The 17703-nt window shown below is 70.0% G+C and carries 22 protein-coding genes; 12 read left to right on the top strand and 10 right to left on the bottom strand.

What is annotated here, in order from left to right:
* The first annotated feature begins 26 nt into the window (after nt 1-26).
* Nucleotides 27-191: a hypothetical protein gene (locus EV385_RS34030; protein ID WP_165449584.1), complete on the top strand. Its 165-nt coding sequence runs from the start codon at nt 27-29 to the stop codon at nt 189-191.
* Nucleotides 192-437: 246 nt separating this feature from the next.
* A complete protein-coding gene (locus EV385_RS25580; RefSeq protein ID WP_242625074.1) occupies nt 438-857 on the top strand; it encodes a sulfite exporter TauE/SafE family protein in 420 nt (139 codons plus the stop codon).
* Nucleotides 858-1209: 352 nt separating this feature from the next.
* Here the strand turns inward: EV385_RS25580 and EV385_RS25575 are convergent, their stop codons facing one another.
* Entirely contained in the window at nt 1210-2019 is an 810-nt protein-coding gene (locus tag EV385_RS25575) for a Midasin (RefSeq protein WP_130511752.1), read from the bottom strand.
* 216 nt (nt 2020-2235) lie between these two features.
* Entirely contained in the window at nt 2236-2661 is a 426-nt protein-coding gene (locus EV385_RS25570; RefSeq protein ID WP_130511751.1) for a hypothetical protein, read from the bottom strand.
* A 398-nt stretch (nt 2662-3059) separates the two neighbouring features.
* On the opposite strand from EV385_RS25570, the gene EV385_RS25565 reads away from it, so the two are divergent.
* The 5 genes from EV385_RS25565 (at nt 3060) to EV385_RS25545 (ending at nt 8695) form a co-directional block, all read left to right on the top strand.
* Nucleotides 3060-3473: a nitroreductase family deazaflavin-dependent oxidoreductase gene (locus tag EV385_RS25565; protein ID WP_130511750.1), complete on the top strand. Its 414-nt coding sequence runs from the start codon at nt 3060-3062 to the stop codon at nt 3471-3473.
* A gap of 23 nt (nt 3474-3496) precedes the next feature.
* Nucleotides 3497-3967, top strand: coding sequence for a GyrI-like domain-containing protein (locus EV385_RS25560; RefSeq protein WP_130511749.1), 471 nt, complete (start codon nt 3497-3499; stop codon nt 3965-3967).
* 333 nt (nt 3968-4300) lie between these two features.
* Complete coding sequence (locus EV385_RS25555; protein ID WP_130511748.1) at nt 4301-5020, top strand: calcium-binding protein; 720 nt, start codon at nt 4301-4303, stop codon at nt 5018-5020.
* Between the two features lie 377 nt (nt 5021-5397).
* A complete protein-coding gene (locus EV385_RS25550) occupies nt 5398-5811 on the top strand; it encodes a hypothetical protein (protein WP_130511747.1) in 414 nt (137 codons plus the stop codon).
* 355 nt (nt 5812-6166) lie between these two features.
* Entirely contained in the window at nt 6167-8695 is a 2529-nt protein-coding gene (locus tag EV385_RS25545; protein ID WP_165449583.1) for a glycosyl hydrolase, read from the top strand.
* On the opposite strand, the gene EV385_RS25540 is transcribed toward EV385_RS25545, so the two are convergent.
* From EV385_RS25540 to EV385_RS25530, 3 genes are all read right to left on the bottom strand, one after another.
* Nucleotides 8584-10659 carry a pyruvate kinase gene (locus tag EV385_RS25540; RefSeq protein ID WP_242625073.1) on the bottom strand — a complete coding sequence of 692 codons (2076 nt, stop codon included), beginning with the start codon at nt 10657-10659 and terminating at the stop codon, nt 8584-8586. The genes EV385_RS25545 and EV385_RS25540 overlap by 112 nt on opposite strands.
* The gene (locus EV385_RS36170; protein WP_165449582.1) at nt 10583-10846 is read right to left on the bottom strand and encodes a WS/DGAT domain-containing protein; all 264 of its coding nucleotides are present in this window, start codon (nt 10844-10846) and stop codon (nt 10583-10585) included. Before EV385_RS36170 ends, EV385_RS25540 begins: the two co-directional genes overlap by 77 nt.
* Nucleotides 10847-11001: 155 nt before the next feature.
* The gene (locus EV385_RS25530) at nt 11002-11493 is read right to left on the bottom strand and encodes a wax ester/triacylglycerol synthase domain-containing protein (RefSeq protein ID WP_207229933.1); all 492 of its coding nucleotides are present in this window, start codon (nt 11491-11493) and stop codon (nt 11002-11004) included.
* 184 nt (nt 11494-11677) lie between these two features.
* On the opposite strand from EV385_RS25530, the gene EV385_RS25525 reads away from it, so the two are divergent.
* Complete coding sequence (locus tag EV385_RS25525) at nt 11678-12064, top strand: helix-turn-helix domain-containing protein (RefSeq protein ID WP_130511745.1); 387 nt, start codon at nt 11678-11680, stop codon at nt 12062-12064.
* 20 nt (nt 12065-12084) lie between these two features.
* Here the strand turns inward: EV385_RS25525 and EV385_RS25520 are convergent, their stop codons facing one another.
* The 3 genes from EV385_RS25520 to EV385_RS25510 all read right to left on the bottom strand — a co-directional run bounded on the left by EV385_RS25520 (nt 12085) and on the right by EV385_RS25510 (nt 15161).
* Nucleotides 12085-12342 carry a hypothetical protein gene (locus tag EV385_RS25520; RefSeq protein WP_130511744.1) on the bottom strand — a complete coding sequence of 86 codons (258 nt, stop codon included), beginning with the start codon at nt 12340-12342 and terminating at the stop codon, nt 12085-12087.
* A 164-nt stretch (nt 12343-12506) separates the two neighbouring features.
* On the bottom strand, nt 12507-14213 hold the full coding sequence (locus tag EV385_RS25515; RefSeq protein ID WP_207229932.1) for a SulP family inorganic anion transporter: 1707 nt from the start codon (nt 14211-14213) through the stop codon (nt 12507-12509).
* 315 nt (nt 14214-14528) lie between these two features.
* On the bottom strand, nt 14529-15161 hold the full coding sequence (locus EV385_RS25510; RefSeq protein ID WP_130511742.1) for a GNAT family N-acetyltransferase: 633 nt from the start codon (nt 15159-15161) through the stop codon (nt 14529-14531).
* A 182-nt stretch (nt 15162-15343) separates the two neighbouring features.
* Between EV385_RS25510 and EV385_RS25505 the strand changes: the two genes are divergently transcribed.
* From EV385_RS25505 to EV385_RS25500, 3 genes are read left to right on the top strand one after another with little or no spacing between them, the layout of a single operon-like run.
* Nucleotides 15344-16033, top strand: coding sequence for a CBS domain-containing protein (locus EV385_RS25505; protein WP_130511741.1), 690 nt, complete (start codon nt 15344-15346; stop codon nt 16031-16033).
* Nucleotides 16034-16037: 4 nt separating this feature from the next.
* Entirely contained in the window at nt 16038-16187 is a 150-nt protein-coding gene (locus EV385_RS34020; protein WP_165449581.1) for a hypothetical protein, read from the top strand.
* Entirely contained in the window at nt 16184-16384 is a 201-nt protein-coding gene (locus tag EV385_RS25500; RefSeq protein ID WP_130511740.1) for a hypothetical protein, read from the top strand. Before EV385_RS34020 ends, EV385_RS25500 begins: the two co-directional genes overlap by 4 nt.
* 195 nt (nt 16385-16579) lie before the next feature.
* On the opposite strand, the gene EV385_RS35790 is transcribed toward EV385_RS25500, so the two are convergent.
* Complete coding sequence (locus tag EV385_RS35790) at nt 16580-16852, bottom strand: nitroreductase/quinone reductase family protein (RefSeq protein ID WP_278045009.1); 273 nt, start codon at nt 16850-16852, stop codon at nt 16580-16582.
* Complete coding sequence (locus tag EV385_RS35785; RefSeq protein ID WP_278045008.1) at nt 16822-17079, bottom strand: nitroreductase/quinone reductase family protein; 258 nt, start codon at nt 17077-17079, stop codon at nt 16822-16824. The genes EV385_RS35790 and EV385_RS35785 overlap by 31 nt, the downstream gene beginning before the upstream one ends.
* A gap of 276 nt (nt 17080-17355) precedes the next feature.
* Here EV385_RS35785 and EV385_RS25490 point away from each other — a divergent pair, with 276 nt between their 5' ends.
* On the top strand, nt 17356-17685 hold the full coding sequence (locus EV385_RS25490) for a dienelactone hydrolase family protein (protein ID WP_207229931.1): 330 nt from the start codon (nt 17356-17358) through the stop codon (nt 17683-17685).
* Nucleotides 17686-17703: the final 18 nt, after the last annotated feature.

Below are 17703 nucleotides of genomic sequence, written 5' to 3'. Positions count from 1 at the left end.
CGGATGCTTCCGAGCAACGTCAGGACTTGGAGGTACCGCGCTGGCAACGGGCGTGGCAGGTGATGCGCCGGCTGAGCTATACCGCTCTGCTGCTGATCCACCGCGCGATCGAGCGTGACGAGCAGGCCATCGCGCACTGGCGGCGGTACCGTGGCCGGCGGGAGAGAATCGCCGCCCGCAGGTCCGTCTAAGTCTGCTTCGCCGACCAGTTCGGCCAGACGCTGAAGGGCATATGGCACGACGTGGGCATCTGGAGGCGTCACACCGATCGTGAAGGTAACCGCGAAGGGCACGGTGCCGATGGACGGGTTGTGCTGCTACCGATGCCGCCACACAGCCAAGTTCAGGCGACCGAGGCCCACCCCTGCCTGCTGTGATGCGCCCCGTCGGGACGCAGGCCCGCCAACCCGGAGCCCCCTCGACGGCAGCCCCCAGCGTTGCTCCTCTCCCAACGCTGGGGGCACAGCTTCCCCCTCGGCGTCGACGCCGTGTTGCTCGGCGCTGAGGGACTCGACGCCGTCGGTACCGGGATCGCGGTCGGGTTCCTCACCGGCCTGTTCGGCGTCGGCGGCGGCTTCCTCATCCCCGCCCTCGTCCTGCTCCTCGGCCTGGACATGCCCGCCGCCGTCGCCACCTCACTGGTCATCATCGTCATCAACTCGTTCGCGGGGTTCGCCGCGCACGCCAGCGACGCGGCGATCGACTACCGGATCGCCGCCGCCTTCACCGTGACCGCCATCGCCGGATCACTCGCCGCCGGTCGGATCGCCACCCGGATACCCACCCGGCGCCTGCAGCGCCTGTTCGCCTACCTCGTCTTCGCCGTCGCCGCGTTTGTCGTCATCGGCACGATCTGACACAGAGCCGGATGGCCCTTTTCGGCACCTACCCACCAGAACACACACGGGACCGAAACGGGAGGCCCGAGAGCGAGGAGCGCGGTGACAACCACCGCCCCCTGCCGGCGCGCGCCCAGACCGGGAGTGTCACGCCAGCGAAAGGAACAGCTTCTCCAACTGGGCGACGTCGATCGTCGCGTCTCGCCGCTCTCCTGGGCGGTGGCGGGGCGGCCCACCGACCATGGTGGTGGTCGGCGGGCCGCGAATCGTCCGTCCTCCGGCGGGCGCCCGATGCAGCCGTACGCCCCGAAGCCGCACAGGGGCTTCGCCGGTTAGATGATCTTGATCTTGACGGTGCCCGCCGAGCGGTTCAGCTCCAGCTCCGCGATTCCGGCGCCTGCGGTAGCACCGACACATCGGCGCCCTCTTCCTCGGCGTCGTGCCCGTCCTCGAACTCAATCTCGGTGTCGTCGGTCACCTTGGCGCTGAGCCGCGACCCAGTCGTGGTGACGACGACCAGCGCGCCGGTCCCCATCTCGAAACTCTCGACCGTGCCGAGGCGGTCGGCCTCGTCCTCATCCCGCTTGCCGTCGTGATCCCGGTCTCCGTCGCAGGCATCGTGGCCGGAGTCGTCCTCATCCTCGTTGGCCCGGCCGTCGCGGTCGCGGTCCTCGCTGCCGTCGGGCACCCCGTCGGCATCGGTGTCGCGATCGCCCACGCGGAGCCCGAGGTCGTTCTCGTCCTCGTCGGCGACGAAGTCGCGGTCGACGTCGTCGTCGTCCTTGGCGCACCGCTCGGTCGCGTCGTCCTCGTCCTCGTTGGCCACGCCGTCGTGGTCGCAGTCCTCGTCACCGTCGAGAATGTGGTCACCGTCGGTGTCCGCCTTGTCGACGCGGGTTCGGGTGTTGCGCTCGTCGCCGTCGTCCTGGCCGTCGTTGTCGGTGTCCTCGTCGCGCGGATTCCCGCCGAGCCGGTACTCGAGAACGTTCGGCAGCCGGTCACCGTCGAGATCCTTGCGGGCGTCCGCCTTACTGCGGGGGTTGAGCTTGTGCTTGATCTCCCACGAGTTGGGCATGCCGTCGTGGTCGGAGTCCTTCGGCGCGGCTTGAGCCGGCATGGCGAACGCTGACGAGGCGGCGACCGCCAGCAGCGAGGTGGCGGTGATTCGCAGAATACGCATGGACCGTCTCAGGTGTCGAGACGGCCGCGGCGCGGGGACTCCCGGGCACGGCCGAACACGCCGAACGGTCGGATCCCGTGGTTGCGGCGGCGGTCCTCCGACGGTTGCGAGCCGGTTGCGGGCGTCGCCGGGTCGGCGGCTGGTCTCCAGATCTCCAGATCGGTGCTCCCCGGGCAGGTGGCCCTCTGCCGGCCGGGTGGATGGGGATCGGCCGGTTCAGTGATGAACTCGGAACTGGATCCGTTGCTCCAGGTAGTCGACGTCGTACAACACGATGTACCGGGTGCCGTTGGGGACGTCGCGAGCCAGTACCGTGCGGCGCGGCCCGCATGCCGTTACCGGGTCGGTGTAGGTCAGGCTGCCGTTAACCAGCGGATAGAACCCGACGAGGAAGGTCTGGCAACGGTCCGACGGACTGGCTGGGTCCTTGACGTGCGACACGCTGATCGTCCGGCAAGGGGAGTCGGGCACGGTGAGGATCTCGGTGGCGACTCGTCCGGCCTGGTAGAAGCCGACATCCGGCCGCACCGACACGCAGCCGCGATGCCCCTGGCCGTGACCGGTCGCCGAGGCGGCCGTGGGTGCAGGCGCGGTGGAGAGGGCCGCCGCGAGGATGGGGAGAGCATAGGTCAGACGTCTCATGTGGGAACTCCAATCTCACGCACAGACCCGACCCCAGATCGCATTCTATCGATGAGACGTTCGGAGGAGGCGTCGAGTTCGCTTGTTGGCACGAGCAACCCATTGTCGGCCCGCAGGGCGACCCAGCGGCACCGCGGTGAGGGCCCGCCCACGAAGCGCGTCCACGTGGACGCGCTTCGCGCTGCTCCGGTCCGCGCAAGAATGGCGCGCCGCGGAGCGTGCCGACGGACCGGTGAGCTGGCGTGCCGGACACCTCGACAAGGGCCGAGCCCTTCGACCCCCGGTCGCTCGGGACCATGTTCCCTTCCCGCCGGCCAGTCTCTGCGATGTGCTGAAGGTGGAGCTTCGGGCATCCATCACCGCGGGCCGCCGCGGTCCGCCCGGGCCGGGGAGTCACGATGGCCGGAACGAAGACCAACCCCCACCGTCTGGGAGCGGTACGGACATTCAACAAGTGGATCCTCAACCCGATCATGCGGCTGGCGGCCGGACGCCGCTACTGGTACGCCGCCGCCCTGCACCACGTGGGACGCCGCTCCGGACGTTCGTACACGACCCCGGTCGTGGCGGAGCCGGTGGGTGACGAGTTCGTGATCCCCCTGCCGTACGGCGCAAACGTGGACTGGCTGCGCAACATCCGCGCGTCCGGCCGGGCGACGATCGACGTGTACGGCCGCCGGTACGCGATCGACGACCCGCGGGTGGTCGATGCCGCTGACGCGTTGCCCATGGTCCGCCAGAGCCGGCGCGAGGTGTGGCACCGCCTGGGCATCGACCGGTATTTGCGCGTCCACGCCGCCCCGATGTCATAGCGACGTCGCGAAGGGCGCAAGACATGACGAGATACGAGATCACGGCCCGGACGCGGCAGCGGCAGACCACCGCCGTCGCGCGCGCCACGCTGACGGTTGCCGAAATCGGGCCTTGGCTGAGCCGCACGTACGGCCAGGCGGCGGCCTGCGCACAGGCGCAGGGCGCGGCGATCACCGGGCCGCCGTTTGCCCGCTACCACAGGCTCGGCCCGGACCGCTTCTCCATCGAAGCCGGATTTCCAGTGTTGCCACCGGTGGTGGCCGAGGGAGGGATCCAGCCGTCCGCGCTGCCGGGCGGGAGCATCGCCACCACGGTGCACCTCGGGCCGTATGAGCAGATGACGCCGGCCTACGAAGCGCTGACCCGCTGGATCAAGGAACACGGCGGGCGACCCGCCGGAGACCCTTGGGAGGTCTACCACTCCGATCCGGCGACCCAGCCGGACCCCGCCACCTGGCGCACCGAAATCGTCCAGCCGTACATGGCGGGATAGCCGGCATCGTCGCATCGACCGGTCCCGGTTACCGCGGCACCATCACTCTCGACCCGCACCCGGCACCGGCATCCGCCTGAACGCCGACCCCAGCACACCCTGGACTGCCGGCTGGCACACCACCAACCGCAGCAGGACCGTGCAACGTCACGCACGCCCCGGCGTCCCCGTCTGAACAGAGCAAACTCAGCGCGTTCACCCCTGGTCAGCCATATCGGTCGGCCTTTCCGACGCCGCGGTAGTTAACCGTTCCGGCCACGACATCGAAAACTTCGAATCGATATTCTTCGATGGCAACCGGGCACTCGTTCTCTGTGTTCTGAAGGAGGATTCATGGCAGGAATGGTGAACGGCCTCGTCCCGCGTCGCATGGTGTTCGCGGCCGGCGCCGTGCTCACGCTCGTCCTGGCACAGGCGACCACCGCATCGGCGGCACCGGCCACACAGACCGCCACCTGCAACGGCCTGACCGCCACCATCGTCGCCACCACCGGCGACGACACCATCTACGGCACCGACCAGGCGGACGTGATCGTCGCCGACAGCGGCGACGACACCGTACTCAGCCTCGGCGGCAACGACACCGTCTGCCTCGGCGACGGAATGGACCGCTTCTACGGCGGCCCCGGCAACGACTGGGCCGACGGCGGCGAGGACCGCGACGCCATGCTGGGCGAAGACGGCAACAACACCCTCTACGGCGGCAACGGCGCCGACCTCATCCGCACCCTCGGCGGCACAGACCTCATCTACGGCGGCGAGGAACGCGACGAGATCAACGCCGGCGACGGACCCGACCAGGTGTACGGCGGCGCCGGCGACGACCTCGTCATCGGCGGTAGCGGCGACGACCGCCTCTACGGCGAGGGCGGCAACGACGAGGTCTCCGGCCACGCCGGCAACGATTACCTCAACGGTGGTGGCGGTGACGACACACTGCTGCCCTCGGACTCCGCCACACCCAACAACGACGTCGGCGACGGCAGTTCGGGCAGCCGCGACTTCTGTGAAGGCACCATCCGGGTCTTGGTCAACTGCGAGCTCGTCTTCTGAAGGGTCCGGGGGACGCAGCCTTTTGATCTCTCGATTGTGTCGCTCAGGCGGGGGTAGTGAGGCTACCGCTTGTCAGACCGGCCGGGTGAGGGTGGTACCACCCCGCCCGGCCGCGACCGGATGTGTGCCGACGACACAGCACCACGACATGTTCCGTCGCATGGGCCGAAAGCTCCAAAAGGGAGGGACGTTTGCCCCATACCGGCGTCCCGGCTGGTCGTGCGAACCGAGACCGACTAGCGTGAGAGTGAGAGTAGCCATTCGAGGCCGCCGCGGCGAGCCTGACGTGACCGGTTGGACATACGCAGGCCCTGCGGCCTCTGCCCCGACAACTGACGCCAGCACAGATACACAATCCCTTTCGAGGGAGGTGCGCCATGAGTCCGATCAGGGCCAGGTTCGTCGGTGCGCCATGGTTGGCAACATCGGTCACGGTGCTGCTCGCGGCCCCTTCCCCGGGCGCCGCGGTGACCGGTGCCGACCGGGTGCCAGAGGTTGCCGGCCGCGCGGTGTGTGACACGGCACTGGGGGAATGGTTCATCACATGGTCGGTCACCAACCCCCATTCGATGGCCGGCACGTTGGGGAACATCCGGGTTGCTCCGGTCGGCCACCCCCTTGTCGGAATGCCGAACCGGGTCCTGCCCGGACAGACGGCGACCGGGGGGCAGCAGGCGCCACCGGACGGCTACACGGCCAGCATCACCTTCGATGTCAACTGGGATGACGGCGCGGTCACCTATGACGTGTACTGGCCGATCTACATCAGGATCGGCTGCCCTGCCAGCTGATCGTCATCCGACCGCGCGGTCCGCTCCTGTCGCGATCAGGCCGGACGCCGGTTCATACCGGCAGACCACTATCGACGTCTCCGCTGACAGTCGACAGTGGACCCTCGCCCCTGCCTTCGCGGAGCCGTCGACGTCAGACTGGAAGTGACGGCACCGGCCAGCTCGCGGTCGGCCAGCGGTCGTTCAGGAGGCGATCGATCGTACGCCTGCCGGTTCGTGCACGCACCGGCCCCATGGTCTCCACTGCCTTTCCCGGACCGGCATCGCGCGGGAACCTGCATGCGTCAGGGAGGGCGTGGAGACCATGCCGAGGAGTCTGCTGTCGTCTGTTTCCCCGTCTCGGCCGTGGCGGCGGGTGCCAGCCGCAGTGCTGTCCACCCTGCTCGCGGTGGCCGCAGGCACGTTCGTCGCGGTGGCGGTCGCCGGCCCGGCGTACGCAGAGCCGGTGGCGGTGGGCGCGGGAAGCTACCGTAGCGGCCCGCCGCCGGGCGCCGCCGGGCCCTCGGATGCCACCGGCGCGCCCACGCTTCCGAAAGTGACCGCCGCGGCCGCCGCGCGGCCGGTACCGACGGGCGACTGGTGGTCGTCGCTGATCTGGCAGCGGTCCCCGGCCAACCCGCACTCGGAGAACATGTACGCCGACCCGCTGAGCTTCCACGCCCGCCCGGGAGGTCTCGGCGTGGGCTACCCGAACGGACTGACGATCACCGGTGACGGGCGCACCTACGAGTACCTCCACCACGACGATCTCGTCGTCGGCGTCGACGGGCTCAACGCGCCGCGAACGCTGGTGGACGCCTGGTCGGACTGGACGGTCAGCCCGTGGTGGCCCGACGGCACCCGCTGGCTGCGGGTCACGATCGGGCACGGCCTACCCTACGTGTACGCCCAGATCGGCGGAGGTGCGGCCCGGGTCGGGCTGGCCGCCGCCCCCGACGTGTGGCACCACGCGGGCAACGTCCTCGGGATCACTGTCCGCGACCACGACTACGCCCTGTTTGCCCCCACCGGCCGGTCCTGGACGGTGAGCCCGACGGCCGCCACCGCCGACTCGGCCGCATACGTCACGGTGGCGCTGCTACCCGCCCGCGACGCGCTCGGGCTGTTCACCACGTACGCGTTCGCGGCCGTCGCCGATACCCGGGTCGGCTGGCGCTACGATCCGGTCACCGCCGAGCTGACGACCACCTACACCGCCATCACCACTGCGCTCGAGGGCGATACCACCGGCACGCTCCTGGCCCTGTACCCGCACCAGTGGTGCCACAGCACCGATCCCCTCACCGGATACCGCTACAGCTCATCCCGGGGCGAGCTGCGGCTGCACGAGGGCGCGCAGTTCACCACCCGGCTGGCGTTCACCGGCGTCGTTTCCGCCCTGCCGGCGGCCGCCGACGCCGACACCGCCCGGCTCGCCAACGGTATCGACGCGGTCCTCGCCCAGGCCGACCCATTCCAGGGCGCTACCGACACGTACTGGACCGGCAAGGCGCTGTGGCGGCTGGCCGCGCTCGTCCCGATCGCCGACCAGATCGGCCGCACCGAGACCCGCGACCGGCTGCTGAGCCTGGTCCGTGACCGGCTGACCGACTGGCTGACCGCCGCCGACACCGAGACCACGCGGCTGTTCGCCTACCACTCCGGCTGGACCACGCTGATCGGATACCCAGCCGCCTACGGCTCGGACACCGAACTCAACGACCACCACTTCGACTACGGCTACTTCGTCCTGGCCACCGCGACTCTGGCCCGTTACGACCCGGCCTGGGCCACCGACGCCCGGTACGGCGCCATGGTCAAGCTGCTGATCAAAGACGTCGCCAACACCGACCGCACCGACGCGCGCTTCCCGTTCCTGCGTACCCTCGACCCGTACCAGGGGCACTCCTGGGCCTCCGGCCACGCCGGGTTCGCCGCCGGTGACAACCAGGAGTCGTCCTCCGAGGCCATGACGCTCGCCACCGGGATGATCCTGTTCGCAGCCGCCACCGGGGACACCGCGCTACGAGACACCGACATCTACCTGTACGCCACCGAGCAGACCGCCATCGGCGAATACTGGTTCGACACCGCCCACCAGGTGCACCCACCCGGATACCCGCACCACACCCTCGGCATCGTCTGGGGCGACGGCGGCGCCTACGCCACCTGGTGGAGCAGCGACCCCGAGTACATCCACGGCATCAACATGCTGCCCATCACCACCGGATCGCTCTACCACGGCGCCTGGAAGCCGGCCGTCCTCGCCAGCGTCGAGGAACTGCGCACCAGCAAGGGCGGCAGCGAAACCCAGTGGCAGGACGTCATCTGGTCCTTCCTGGCCATCGCCGACCCCGCCCAGGCCCTGACCCGCCTCAACACCCTTCCCTACACACCGGAATGGGGCGAGACCCGCGCCCACACCTACCACTGGATCTCCGCCCTGGCCTACTGGGGCACCCCCGACCCCACCGTCACCGCCGACCTGGCCACCTACGCCGTGCTGACCACCGGCCAGGGGCGCACGTACATCGCCGACAACCCGTCCTGCGTTCCCGTCACCGCGCACTTCACCGACGGCACCGTCCTGCAAGTACCCGCCGGCGCCATGGTGTGGCGCGGTTTAGCGGGCACCGGGACCCGAGCCGGCGCCTGCACGTCGGTTCCCTCTACCGTGACGATCGGCCCGGCGGCTGCCCACACTCCAGCGCCTGAAGTCGGTCCCTGGCCCGGTGCCGGCGGGGCTCTTCGGCGGGGAACGTGCACAGCTGCACTGCCTTCTGAAAAATGCCGTTACTGGTCTGCCCAGGAATGGATCGGTCGCAGTAGTGTCCGGCTCTTTCGCTGTACCCGTCCCATCCTGGCGAGGATGTCGTCCAGCGCGCGGATCGCCTCGACGATGTAGGGACCCTTGTTGAGCATGACGCAGTCGGCGCGCTGTGCGGTGGCGGCGTCAGTGATCTCGGCCCGTGAGGGCTGCCCCGTCTTGGCCAGCGTCTCGAGCACCTGGGTCGCCCAGATGGCCGGCACGTGAGCCGCCTCGCAAAGCGCGAGGATCTGCCGGGGCACCTCGGAGAGCCGCTCGAACCCGACCTCGACGGCGAGGTCCCCACGGGCGATCATGACGCCGACGCGGGCACGGCGCATCGCGGCCAGCAGCATTGACGGCAGTTCTCGGAAGCCGGGTCCGGTCTCGATTTTGAGGATGAGTCCCAGACCGGGCGCCGGGATCTGATCCAATGCCTCGAGAACATGGTCGATGTCGGCCACCGACCGCAGGAACGACACGGCAACGGCGTCGGCGTGGGCGGCGATGAATGGCAGAAGCGACTGATCCTCTGCGGTCAGTGCCGGCAGTGGAAGGTGGGTTTCCGGAAGGTTGATGCCCTTCTCCGCACCCAGCCGCTGCCCGCCTGGCTTGGTGCGGGTGATCAGCAGAGTTGCCTCGCCTGAGGCGACGGACTCCACGGTGGCCTCGATGGCGCCGTCGTCCAGCAGCACGGGTTGGCCGGTCCGCAGCGCGGCGACGGCCTCCGCAAGTGTGCAGCCGATGCGCGCGGTCTCCCCGGGCGCGGGCGGTTCCACCGGAGTCAGGTCGTCGGTCAGCACCAGCCTGTCGCCGGGGCGCAGCAGCAGCCGGCGCGGCACCGGTGGAATGCCACCTGCCCGGGTAGTGCGGCCGTCGGAGTCGAGCAGCGTGCCATCGGCGATGTAGGCGTTGCGGGACCCGTACGCGAGCGCGCCGCCGGTTTCGAGAGCGGCGACGATGAACCTTCGCCGTCGCCCGCGGTTGTCGCGCAGCCGGATCGCGTCCTCCGGCCGACGCTGACCAAGCCACGCGGGGTCGACCTGGACGGTGAGGGTTGGTCGCGCGTCGGAGGTAGCGGGGGCTGGCGCCGGCGGCGTCTCAAGGTCGGCGGGAACCAGCCACAACGACGACTTCGCGAGCAGGTGTCCGGCTTCGTCCCGCCTCACCCGCGCACGGCCGACCGCCGGGCCGTCGGTGATCGGGCCTGTGCGCAGCTTCGGGCCTGGTACATCCATCGAGACCAGGACCTCGCGCCCGGCGGCCGCGGACGCGTCTCGGACATGGGCGATCATCTGCCGCCAGGCGTCCGGGTTGTCGTGCGCACAGTTGATCCGGGCCACGTCCATGCCGGCGGTGATGAGGTCGGCGACCAACGCGGGGTCGTCGGCCGCCTGACTGGGCAGCGTCACCATGATCCGCGTGTGGCGCCCGGCCCGTGGCGGCCCGAACAGGTTCCGGGCGTTCCGGTCCAGGATCTCATCGCCGGCGTCCAGATCGTCGTCGATCGTGGTCAGATCCCAGGGACCGGGGTCGCCGCGCAATGCCGCGAGCACGTTGCGGGCCGCTTGCACCTTCGCGCGCACATTCGCCTCGGGGCTGGCCAGTGAGGAAGCGCCGAGATCCATCAGGTCGTTCTGCAGTTCACGCACATCCTGCCCGCGCAGCGCGGTGTAGCGGACCAGATTTCGTGCGCCCCGGCGGTGCTCCGGGGCGACGGCATCGATGTCGTGGTCTCGGCCCGTAACGGCGGCCTCTAGGTCGGCCAGGATCTCGTCGAGCTTGGCTATCAGCATGTTCAGCGAGTCGGGCATCACATTCCCTCCGGTACGCCCCGGATTCTGCCCATCATCACCCAGGCCAGGAAACCGCCGGCACCAGACATGCGTCTGCTGTTTACCGGTACGTCGGCTCGGCGGCACCTGTGCCACCATCTGGACCGCCGCCGCAAACGACTCCGGATCAAGGCGTCGCCGAACGCGATCGTCAATGCGACGATCCGCGCCTGGGTCGTATCTCGTTGAGTCGATGACGAAGCCGGCGAACTCGTCGGCCTCCGGCACCGACGCGAAGTCGGTCGTGACGCCGAACGCCGCCTGACCGCAGTATGAAGACGGCGACGCCGATGCGCAGCCGCTCGGCGATCGGCACGTACGGCAGAATCTCGCGGATCGGGCGCCCGAGAAGGTACAACTGCCGATCGAGCCCCGGCACGTTGGTGGCGACGGTCGTGATCGCGGACTGCGGCACGCGTAGGGCGGTACCTGCCGATCGGCCCGGACAGCCCCAAGCGCATCGAGGGTCGGGTCCAGCGTGGCAGCGCCACCGCGAGGCTCCCAGTGGTCCGCCGCGGCAGGCCGGGGCACGGGACCGGTGTCGCAGATCAGCTGGTAGAGCTGGTTCCCCTACACCCCGTCGATCAGACAGTGATGCACCTTGGACAGCAGGGCCCAGCGTCCCTCAGGCAGCCCCTCGATGAGCCAGTCCTCCCACAGCGGGCGGTCGCGGTCGAGACGCTGGCTCATCACCCGGCCAACAAGCCGTTCGAGCGCGGCGTCCCCGCCGGGCTCGGCCAGCGCCGTGCGGCGCAGGTGGAAGTCCAGGTCGAAATCGGGATCGTTCACCCACCCCGGTCGGCCGAGATTGAACGGTACTCGGCGGACCCGCTGCCGGTACCTTGGTACCAGCGGCAGGCGGCCGCGGATGAGATCGGTGAAGTCTGCCTGGCTCGGCGCCGGACCGTCGAGGACGGCGATCGAAGCGATGGCGAGGCAGGCGTGCGGGTCCTCGTCCTCGGCGTCGAGGAAGGACGCATCCAGCGGACTGAGGCAGTCCACGACATCCTCCTCCGTCAATGGCCGTCCATCCGTCACCATCCACCGGCCGCGCCGCGCCACGCCAGAGTCGTACGGCCCGTGCGCCGGAGTGGCGACCGCCCGGGCGATCCACGGGGCACGAATGATCGTGCATTCCGGCATGGGCCACGATCTGCCCGCCCTGCAACCGACGCTCGCCGGCGAGATCGCCGCCCTGGCACATCGATGGCACGACCGGGACGTGGGCCCGGGTTAGGCTGCTGCCGTGTCGGAGAACGCGCGTCCGCCGCTGAAGCTCGGTGACATCATCCGTCGGCAACGTCAGCTGGCCCAGCTGCCGATCCGGCGGCTCGCGGCGATGGTCGGCATCTCGGGACCGTACCTGTCCCAGATCGAGCGGGGCCTGCGCGCGCCGTCCGACCGCGTGCTGCACGCGATCGCCGCGTCGTTGCGGACGACCGCGGACGCGCTGGTCGAACAGGCGACACCGCAACGGCCCCCCGCGGTCCTCGCCGCGATCGCCGAGGACCCCAATCTGACGGCGCGGCAGCGCCAGGTGCTTGCCGAGGTCTACACGGCGCTGGCCGACACGACAATCGCCCGCCGGCGCCGTGACGGCAACCGGCGGGCGGACGACCGGTCCGGGCACTGACGCCCGGCCCGGTCGATGTCTCACCGGAGAGCGTGCCGTGCTGTCTTGACGCAGGCGGCATTGACGCCTTCGATGAGTTCGGCGCTCAGCGTGAGGGCATTCTTCGCCCACGGGGAGCGCGCGATCTTCGCGGCGTCCTTCTCGAAGGCGACGAGGTTCGCGACGCCCCGCTCGTACGCGTCGACAGCAAGCGTGCCGACGTCGTGGCCGATGCGCCGCGTCTGCTCCGGCTTGGCCGCCGCAGGCTCTCGTGCCGGCTTGGCAATGGTGGTGGTCATGGCAACCTCCCCTCTGACCTTGTCCCAATTAGCACGTTAGCCCTCCACTGCTAACACCGTTAGGGCCGGACGACCTCTCCAGCGGATGCATCGCGGCTCGACCGCCAGAGTCGTAGCTCCCGCGGCTGATCGCCTGTCTCCGCGCATGCGCTGGCCCGGGCGCGTCAGGCCGGATCCGCGCCGTGACGGAGTTCGTCCCACTCCCGGAAGGCGGCGACGGCCGTGGGCAGTGTCGGGAAGATCCGGTCGAGGCCGATCCCGGCGGTCAGACCGAAGGCGTCCAGCGCGACCAGAAGGTCCTGCTTGACCCGCGCCAGCGCGAACACGACGTCGCGACGCGCCAGTTCGGCGCGTAGCTCAGCCACCGCTGCCAGCCCGGTGCTGTCGACCTCGACGTTGGCCTCCATGTTGAGCACGAACCAGCGCACCGGTTCACGCTGCCCGGCTACCGCGGCGAGCGCCCGACGCCGGAAGTCGTCGGCGTTGGCGAAGAACAGCGGCGAGTCGTACCGGTAGACCAGCAGCCCCGGCACGGTGGTCGCCCGGGGATAGTCGTCGATGTCGTGCATGCCGGCCAGGCCCGGGACGAAGCCCTGCACGGCGTCGTGGGGGCGGGCGACGCGGCGCAGCATGTCGGCCACGGACAGGCCCACGGCCAGCAGCACCCCGTAGAGGATGTCGAGGGCCAGCACACCCGCGAAGGCGACCACGGCGAGGAGGAACTCGCTACGGCGGAACGCCAGCAGTCGCCGGAACCCGGACACGTCGATCAGGCGGGTCGCGGCGTACACGATGAGCGCACCGAGCGCCGCGGTCGGGAAGCGCGCCAGCAGCGGCCCGGCGAACAGCAACACCGCCACGACCGCGACCAGGGCGACAAGGGAGTAGACCTGGCTGCGGCTACCGGTGGCTACCGCGAGCGCGGTACGGCTGCCGCTGCTGCTGACCGGGAAGCCACGCAGCACCCCCGCGCCGACGTTGGCCGCCCCGAGGGCGAGCAACTCCTGGTTCGCGTCGATGGAGCAAACGTCGCGGCTCGCGAACGCCCGAGCGGTCAGCACCGTGTCGGTGTAGCCCACCACGAGCACCCCGATCGCTGGCAGCAGGAGATCACCCAGGTCACCCGCATCGGGCAGAACCGGCGTAGGCAGCCCCACGGGCACGGCCCCGACCACGGCGAGCCCACACCGCTGCAGGCCGAAGACCGCGACGGTGATCGTGCTCAGCAGCATCACGATCAGCGGCGTCGGCAGCCGCGGGAACCGCCCCTGTCCGGCGAAGAGCAGGCCGAGCACCGCGGCGGAGAACACCGCGGTACCCGCGTCGAACCGCGGAAGGTGCACGGCGAAGGACACCAGCTCGGCCGGCGCGGTGGCACCGGCGACCGGTACGCCGGTCAACCTGCCGAGCTGCCCCACGATCATCGTCACCGCCACCCCAGCGAGGTACCCGATCAGGATCGGCCTGGACAACAGGTCCGCGACGAACCCCAGCCGCACCACGAAGGCCACCAGACACAGCAGACCCACCATCACGGCCAGAGCCCCCGCCAGCGCGGCATAGCGCACCGGATCGCCACCGGCCAGCGGCGCCACCACCGCCGCCGTCATCAGCGCCGTCGTGGACTCCGGCCCGACCGACAGGCGCCGCGACGAGCCGAGCAGCGCGTACGTCGCCAACGGCGCCAGAACCGCCCACAGCCCGGTCACCGGCGGCAACCCCGCCAGGGCGGCGTAAGCCATCACCTGGGGTACGAGGTAGGCCGCCACGGTGAGACCCGCGAGCACGTCACCGCTCCACCACGAGCGTTCGTACCCGCGCAGGGTGGCCAGGCCCGGCAGCAGCCGCACCGCCGAACGCCGCGGATTCATGCCCGATCCTCGCATCCACCGCACGTTTCCGATATCCCGCCACCGGGGCGCCACGGGCGCAACGGCCGGAGTCCCCGGCCCGTGGGGGACGTTCAGCTCGACAAGATCGTTTTCGGGTGTGTCCCCAACGCATGCGGATACCGACCGCACGATCACCCTCGGCGCGCCGTTCGGCCCGTCCAGCTCAATTCGTCTCCCCTTTGGCCGGGGCGCCCGCACCTGGTGGCGACAAAGGAATAGCCGTCGACGATTCGCGGCAGCCCGCAGCCGCGCCGGATGCAGGCGGGCCGCGGGTCGGTGAGTGACGGCAGGCGGTCACCCATCGGTGTCCGGCACCTGGGCGGCCCCGTCGAGGGCGACCACCGCATCGGCGATTCCCTGACTGATCTGCGCACGGCCCGCGGCGTCGGCGTGCTCGAGCAACGCCGCGACAGGCTGGTTCTGCGCAAGGAAGGTCGCGGTGAAGGTGTGGATGCGGTTCTCCAGTGCGGCCCGGGCGAGCGTGGTGATCAGTTCGGTGGCCAGGCCCACTCGCCGCCATGTCGGGTCGACGGCGACGGCCACGTCGGCGCTTCCCTCCCCCGCGGGCTCGTACCGGGCGATCCCGACGCCGCGACCGGCGGTGTCGACGGCGACGACCGCGAACCGGCGGGCATAGTCGACGGTGACCAGGTGGGCAAGCAGGCGCGAGGAGAGGCGCGGCGGTGCGCCGAGAAAGCGCCGGTGAAGGGTGTCGAGGTCGGCCGACGAGATCGCCTCGGCCAGCGCCGCGGCGTCGCCGGGCACGATCGGGCGGATGAATACGGTACGGCCGTCGTGCAGGTGTACGAGCCGCTCGTACTGTGCGGGATAGCCGGGCGGCGCGTCAGCCGGAGCCAGTGGCGCACTGCGCGCGGCGCGGTCCGCGGCCGGCCCCGCCCCTCGGGGTCGCGGCGGTGGCGTGGTCATCGGGGTCGCCCATGTGTCATGCCTGATTGTCTACCCCGACCGGCGTGTGCTGCGGCCGGCCGGCTCGCCGTCGCAGCGCCATCGGGATCCGAAGGACCCGGCTGAGCGGTGCTGTCGGCCCTGTCCGCCGCCGCTTCCCGGGGCATAGCGTCGGCACTGAGGATGACCTGGGAGGTCCCGCGATGAAGGACTGGACTGTCAGCGACGTCATGACCAAGCCCGTTGTCTCCGCGGCCGAGTCCGACTCGTACCGGCACGTGGTGCACCTGCTGATGGAGCACCGCGTCAGTGCCGTGCCCGTCGTCGACGTGTTTCGGCGAGTGACCGGTGTCGTCTCCGAGGCCGACCTGCTCCGCAAGGTCGAGTACCTGGGAGATGGGAAGCCTCGGCTGCTCTCCGGGCGCCGTGAACGCCGCGAGCGGGCAAAGGCGTCGGCGCACACGGCCCGCGACCTGATGAGCGCTCCGCCGGTCGTCGTCTCGTACCGCACCTCGATCCCGGCCGCGGCCCGCATCATGGACCAGAGCGGCGTGAAACGGCTGCCGGTCGTCGACGACCTCGGCCGGTTGGCCGGTGTCGTGTCCCGCAGCGATCTCCTGAAGGTGCACCTGCGACCGGACCAGGAGATCCTCTACGACATCGAGACCAGCGTCATGCGGCCGTTCCTGGCCGACGACGCCACCACGATCTCCGTGGCCGTGGTCGACGGTGTCGTCACCCTGGCGGGACACGTCGATCGTTGGTCGGCCGTCGACCTCGTTGCCCGACTGATCCGGCAGCTGCCCGGCGTGGTCGACGTGCACTCCACGGTGGAAGCCGCCTTCGACGACCGGGAACTGATCACCCCTGGGGCACTCTTCACCATCTCCTGAACAGGTGACGATCGCGGCGTCAGCCGGTCCCGCCGGGTTCGGCACCGGCGGGCGGGTGAATGAAGGAATCGTCGAGGCCTACCGGCATGTCGAGACCGGCACGAAGGTCGGCAACGTGGTGATCACCGCTGACAACGCGGACGGGAAGTCATGAACGACACACGCAAGCGGTCCCGGTCGGGTGGCACGCAGGGCGGCGGAAACGCGGTCTACGGCCTGGGACTCATCGGTGCGCTCGTCTACTACATCCAGGCGGCGGACGGATTCTGGGCAGGGGTCCTCGGCGTTCTCAAGGCCGTCGTGTGGCCGGCGTTCGTCGTCTATGACCTGCTGAAGCACCTGGCCGGTTAGTTGATGGTGATCGGGTGGAGATGCCCGGCGACGCTCGTTGTTGCGGCGTTCAGCCAGGCCGCGCAGCGTCGGATCGGCCAGTGTGGGGCCGCAGGGCGGCGAGATCCAAGAAGACGTCGAGTCGGCTGACCGCACCGGTCCGATCGAACACAGCCGCGCTACGGTATGGCAGGGGCACGGCCGAGGTGGCGCCGGTCAGTCCTTGCCGAGGGTCCCGTCTACGCCGCGGCCGCCATCGGGCGGCGCGCCGGATCCGGGCGCCAGCACCACCACGGCGGTTTCCGCCGGACGCAGCGCCGCGTAGGCATCCAGCTTCGGGTCGATCTCGCGCCAGCGGGCCCACAGCCGGGACCGCCGGTCGCTCGTCGCGGCGTACGCCCGTACGCGCCGTCGCCCGCCAACCAGTTCGACGGTCGCGTCCGGGTGGTCCCGCAGGTTCAGCCACCAGGCCGGCTCGGGCTCACCCACCCGTTCATCGCCAGCGACACCAGATCCTGACCGTCTTCGACGTAGGCGAGCATGACGCTGCGCTCACGACCCGTACGCCGCCCGACCGTGGTCAACCGCAGCATGCCCCAGTGGCCGGGACACGGGCGCCGCAGTCCCACCCGGCCACCGGTCACCCGGTACAGGCTCCGGTGCGCCGACCAGGCGAACCGGATGAACCAGCGGGGCGGGAGCCACAGCCTGGTCATGGTCGACCTCCCTCCGGCCGCGCGGCCGGGCTCACCGAACGCCGCAACCGGCATCGGGATCAGCGTGGGCGCTGAGCGTACGCCGGACCCAGTGCCGAAGGTCATGGGTTCGCAGCCGCTCGGTCCCGTCGGCCGCTGTTCGCCGTTTGTCACGATCCGATCGAAAAGACTCCGCTGGACACCATCGTGACCATCGGTCGCCAACCGAGCGGACGGTGCGGGGATCAGGGTTCGAGGCAGAAGGGGATCGAGTCGCTGTGCCCGTCGGGTTGCTCGGTGTTGCCGTTCGGATTCGGGCTGCTCGCCGACCGGCTGGTCGGCATCATCGACTGGCTACGTGACCAGCCGGCCACGGCCATACTGCCGCTCGGGCTGTTCGGTGCGAGCACGGGCGCGGCGGCCGCGCTGCTGATCGTCGGGGAACGCGACACGCAGGTCTGTGAACTCAACGAACAGGCCCGCAACACGATGCTGGTATCCGCGGAACTGCGGGTCATTCCGACTGCCACGCACCTGTTCGAGGAGCCCGGCACCCTGCAGCAGGTCGCCGAGCAGGCCGGGCGGTGGTTCGCCGATTATCTGACCGCTCCGGACGTCCGCCTGTGACGGGAGCCGATCTGATCG

Origin of the sequence: Krasilnikovia cinnamomea (assembly GCF_004217545.1) — a bacterium.
GTDB classification, from domain to species: domain Bacteria; phylum Actinomycetota; class Actinomycetes; order Mycobacteriales; family Micromonosporaceae; genus Actinoplanes; species Actinoplanes cinnamomeus.
The sequence above is the reverse complement of the archived record's forward strand: the minus strand, read 5'-3'. Positions and strand labels throughout refer to the sequence as shown.

Coding starts and splice junctions, on each gene's coding strand:
- EV385_RS25575 (WP_130511752.1), bottom strand. CDS start 2,019: ATGCGTATTCTGCGAATCACCGCCACCTCGCTGCTGGCGGTCGCCGCC.
- EV385_RS25570 (WP_130511751.1), bottom strand. CDS start 2,661: ATGAGACGTCTGACCTATGCTCTCCCCATCCTCGCGGCGGCCCTCTCC.
- EV385_RS25565 (WP_130511750.1), top strand. CDS start 3,060: ATGGCCGGAACGAAGACCAACCCCCACCGTCTGGGAGCGGTACGGACA.
- EV385_RS25560 (WP_130511749.1), top strand. CDS start 3,497: ATGACGAGATACGAGATCACGGCCCGGACGCGGCAGCGGCAGACCACC.
- EV385_RS25555 (WP_130511748.1), top strand. CDS start 4,301: ATGGCAGGAATGGTGAACGGCCTCGTCCCGCGTCGCATGGTGTTCGCG.
- EV385_RS25550 (WP_130511747.1), top strand. CDS start 5,398: ATGAGTCCGATCAGGGCCAGGTTCGTCGGTGCGCCATGGTTGGCAACA.
- EV385_RS25520 (WP_130511744.1), bottom strand. CDS start 12,342: ATGACCACCACCATTGCCAAGCCGGCACGAGAGCCTGCGGCGGCCAAG.
- EV385_RS25515 (WP_207229932.1), bottom strand. CDS start 14,213: ATGAATCCGCGGCGTTCGGCGGTGCGGCTGCTGCCGGGCCTGGCCACC.
- EV385_RS25510 (WP_130511742.1), bottom strand. CDS start 15,161: ATGACCACGCCACCGCCGCGACCCCGAGGGGCGGGGCCGGCCGCGGAC.
- EV385_RS25505 (WP_130511741.1), top strand. CDS start 15,344: ATGAAGGACTGGACTGTCAGCGACGTCATGACCAAGCCCGTTGTCTCC.
- EV385_RS25500 (WP_130511740.1), top strand. CDS start 16,184: ATGAACGACACACGCAAGCGGTCCCGGTCGGGTGGCACGCAGGGCGGC.
- EV385_RS35785 (WP_278045008.1), bottom strand. CDS start 17,079: ATGACCAGGCTGTGGCTCCCGCCCCGCTGGTTCATCCGGTTCGCCTGG.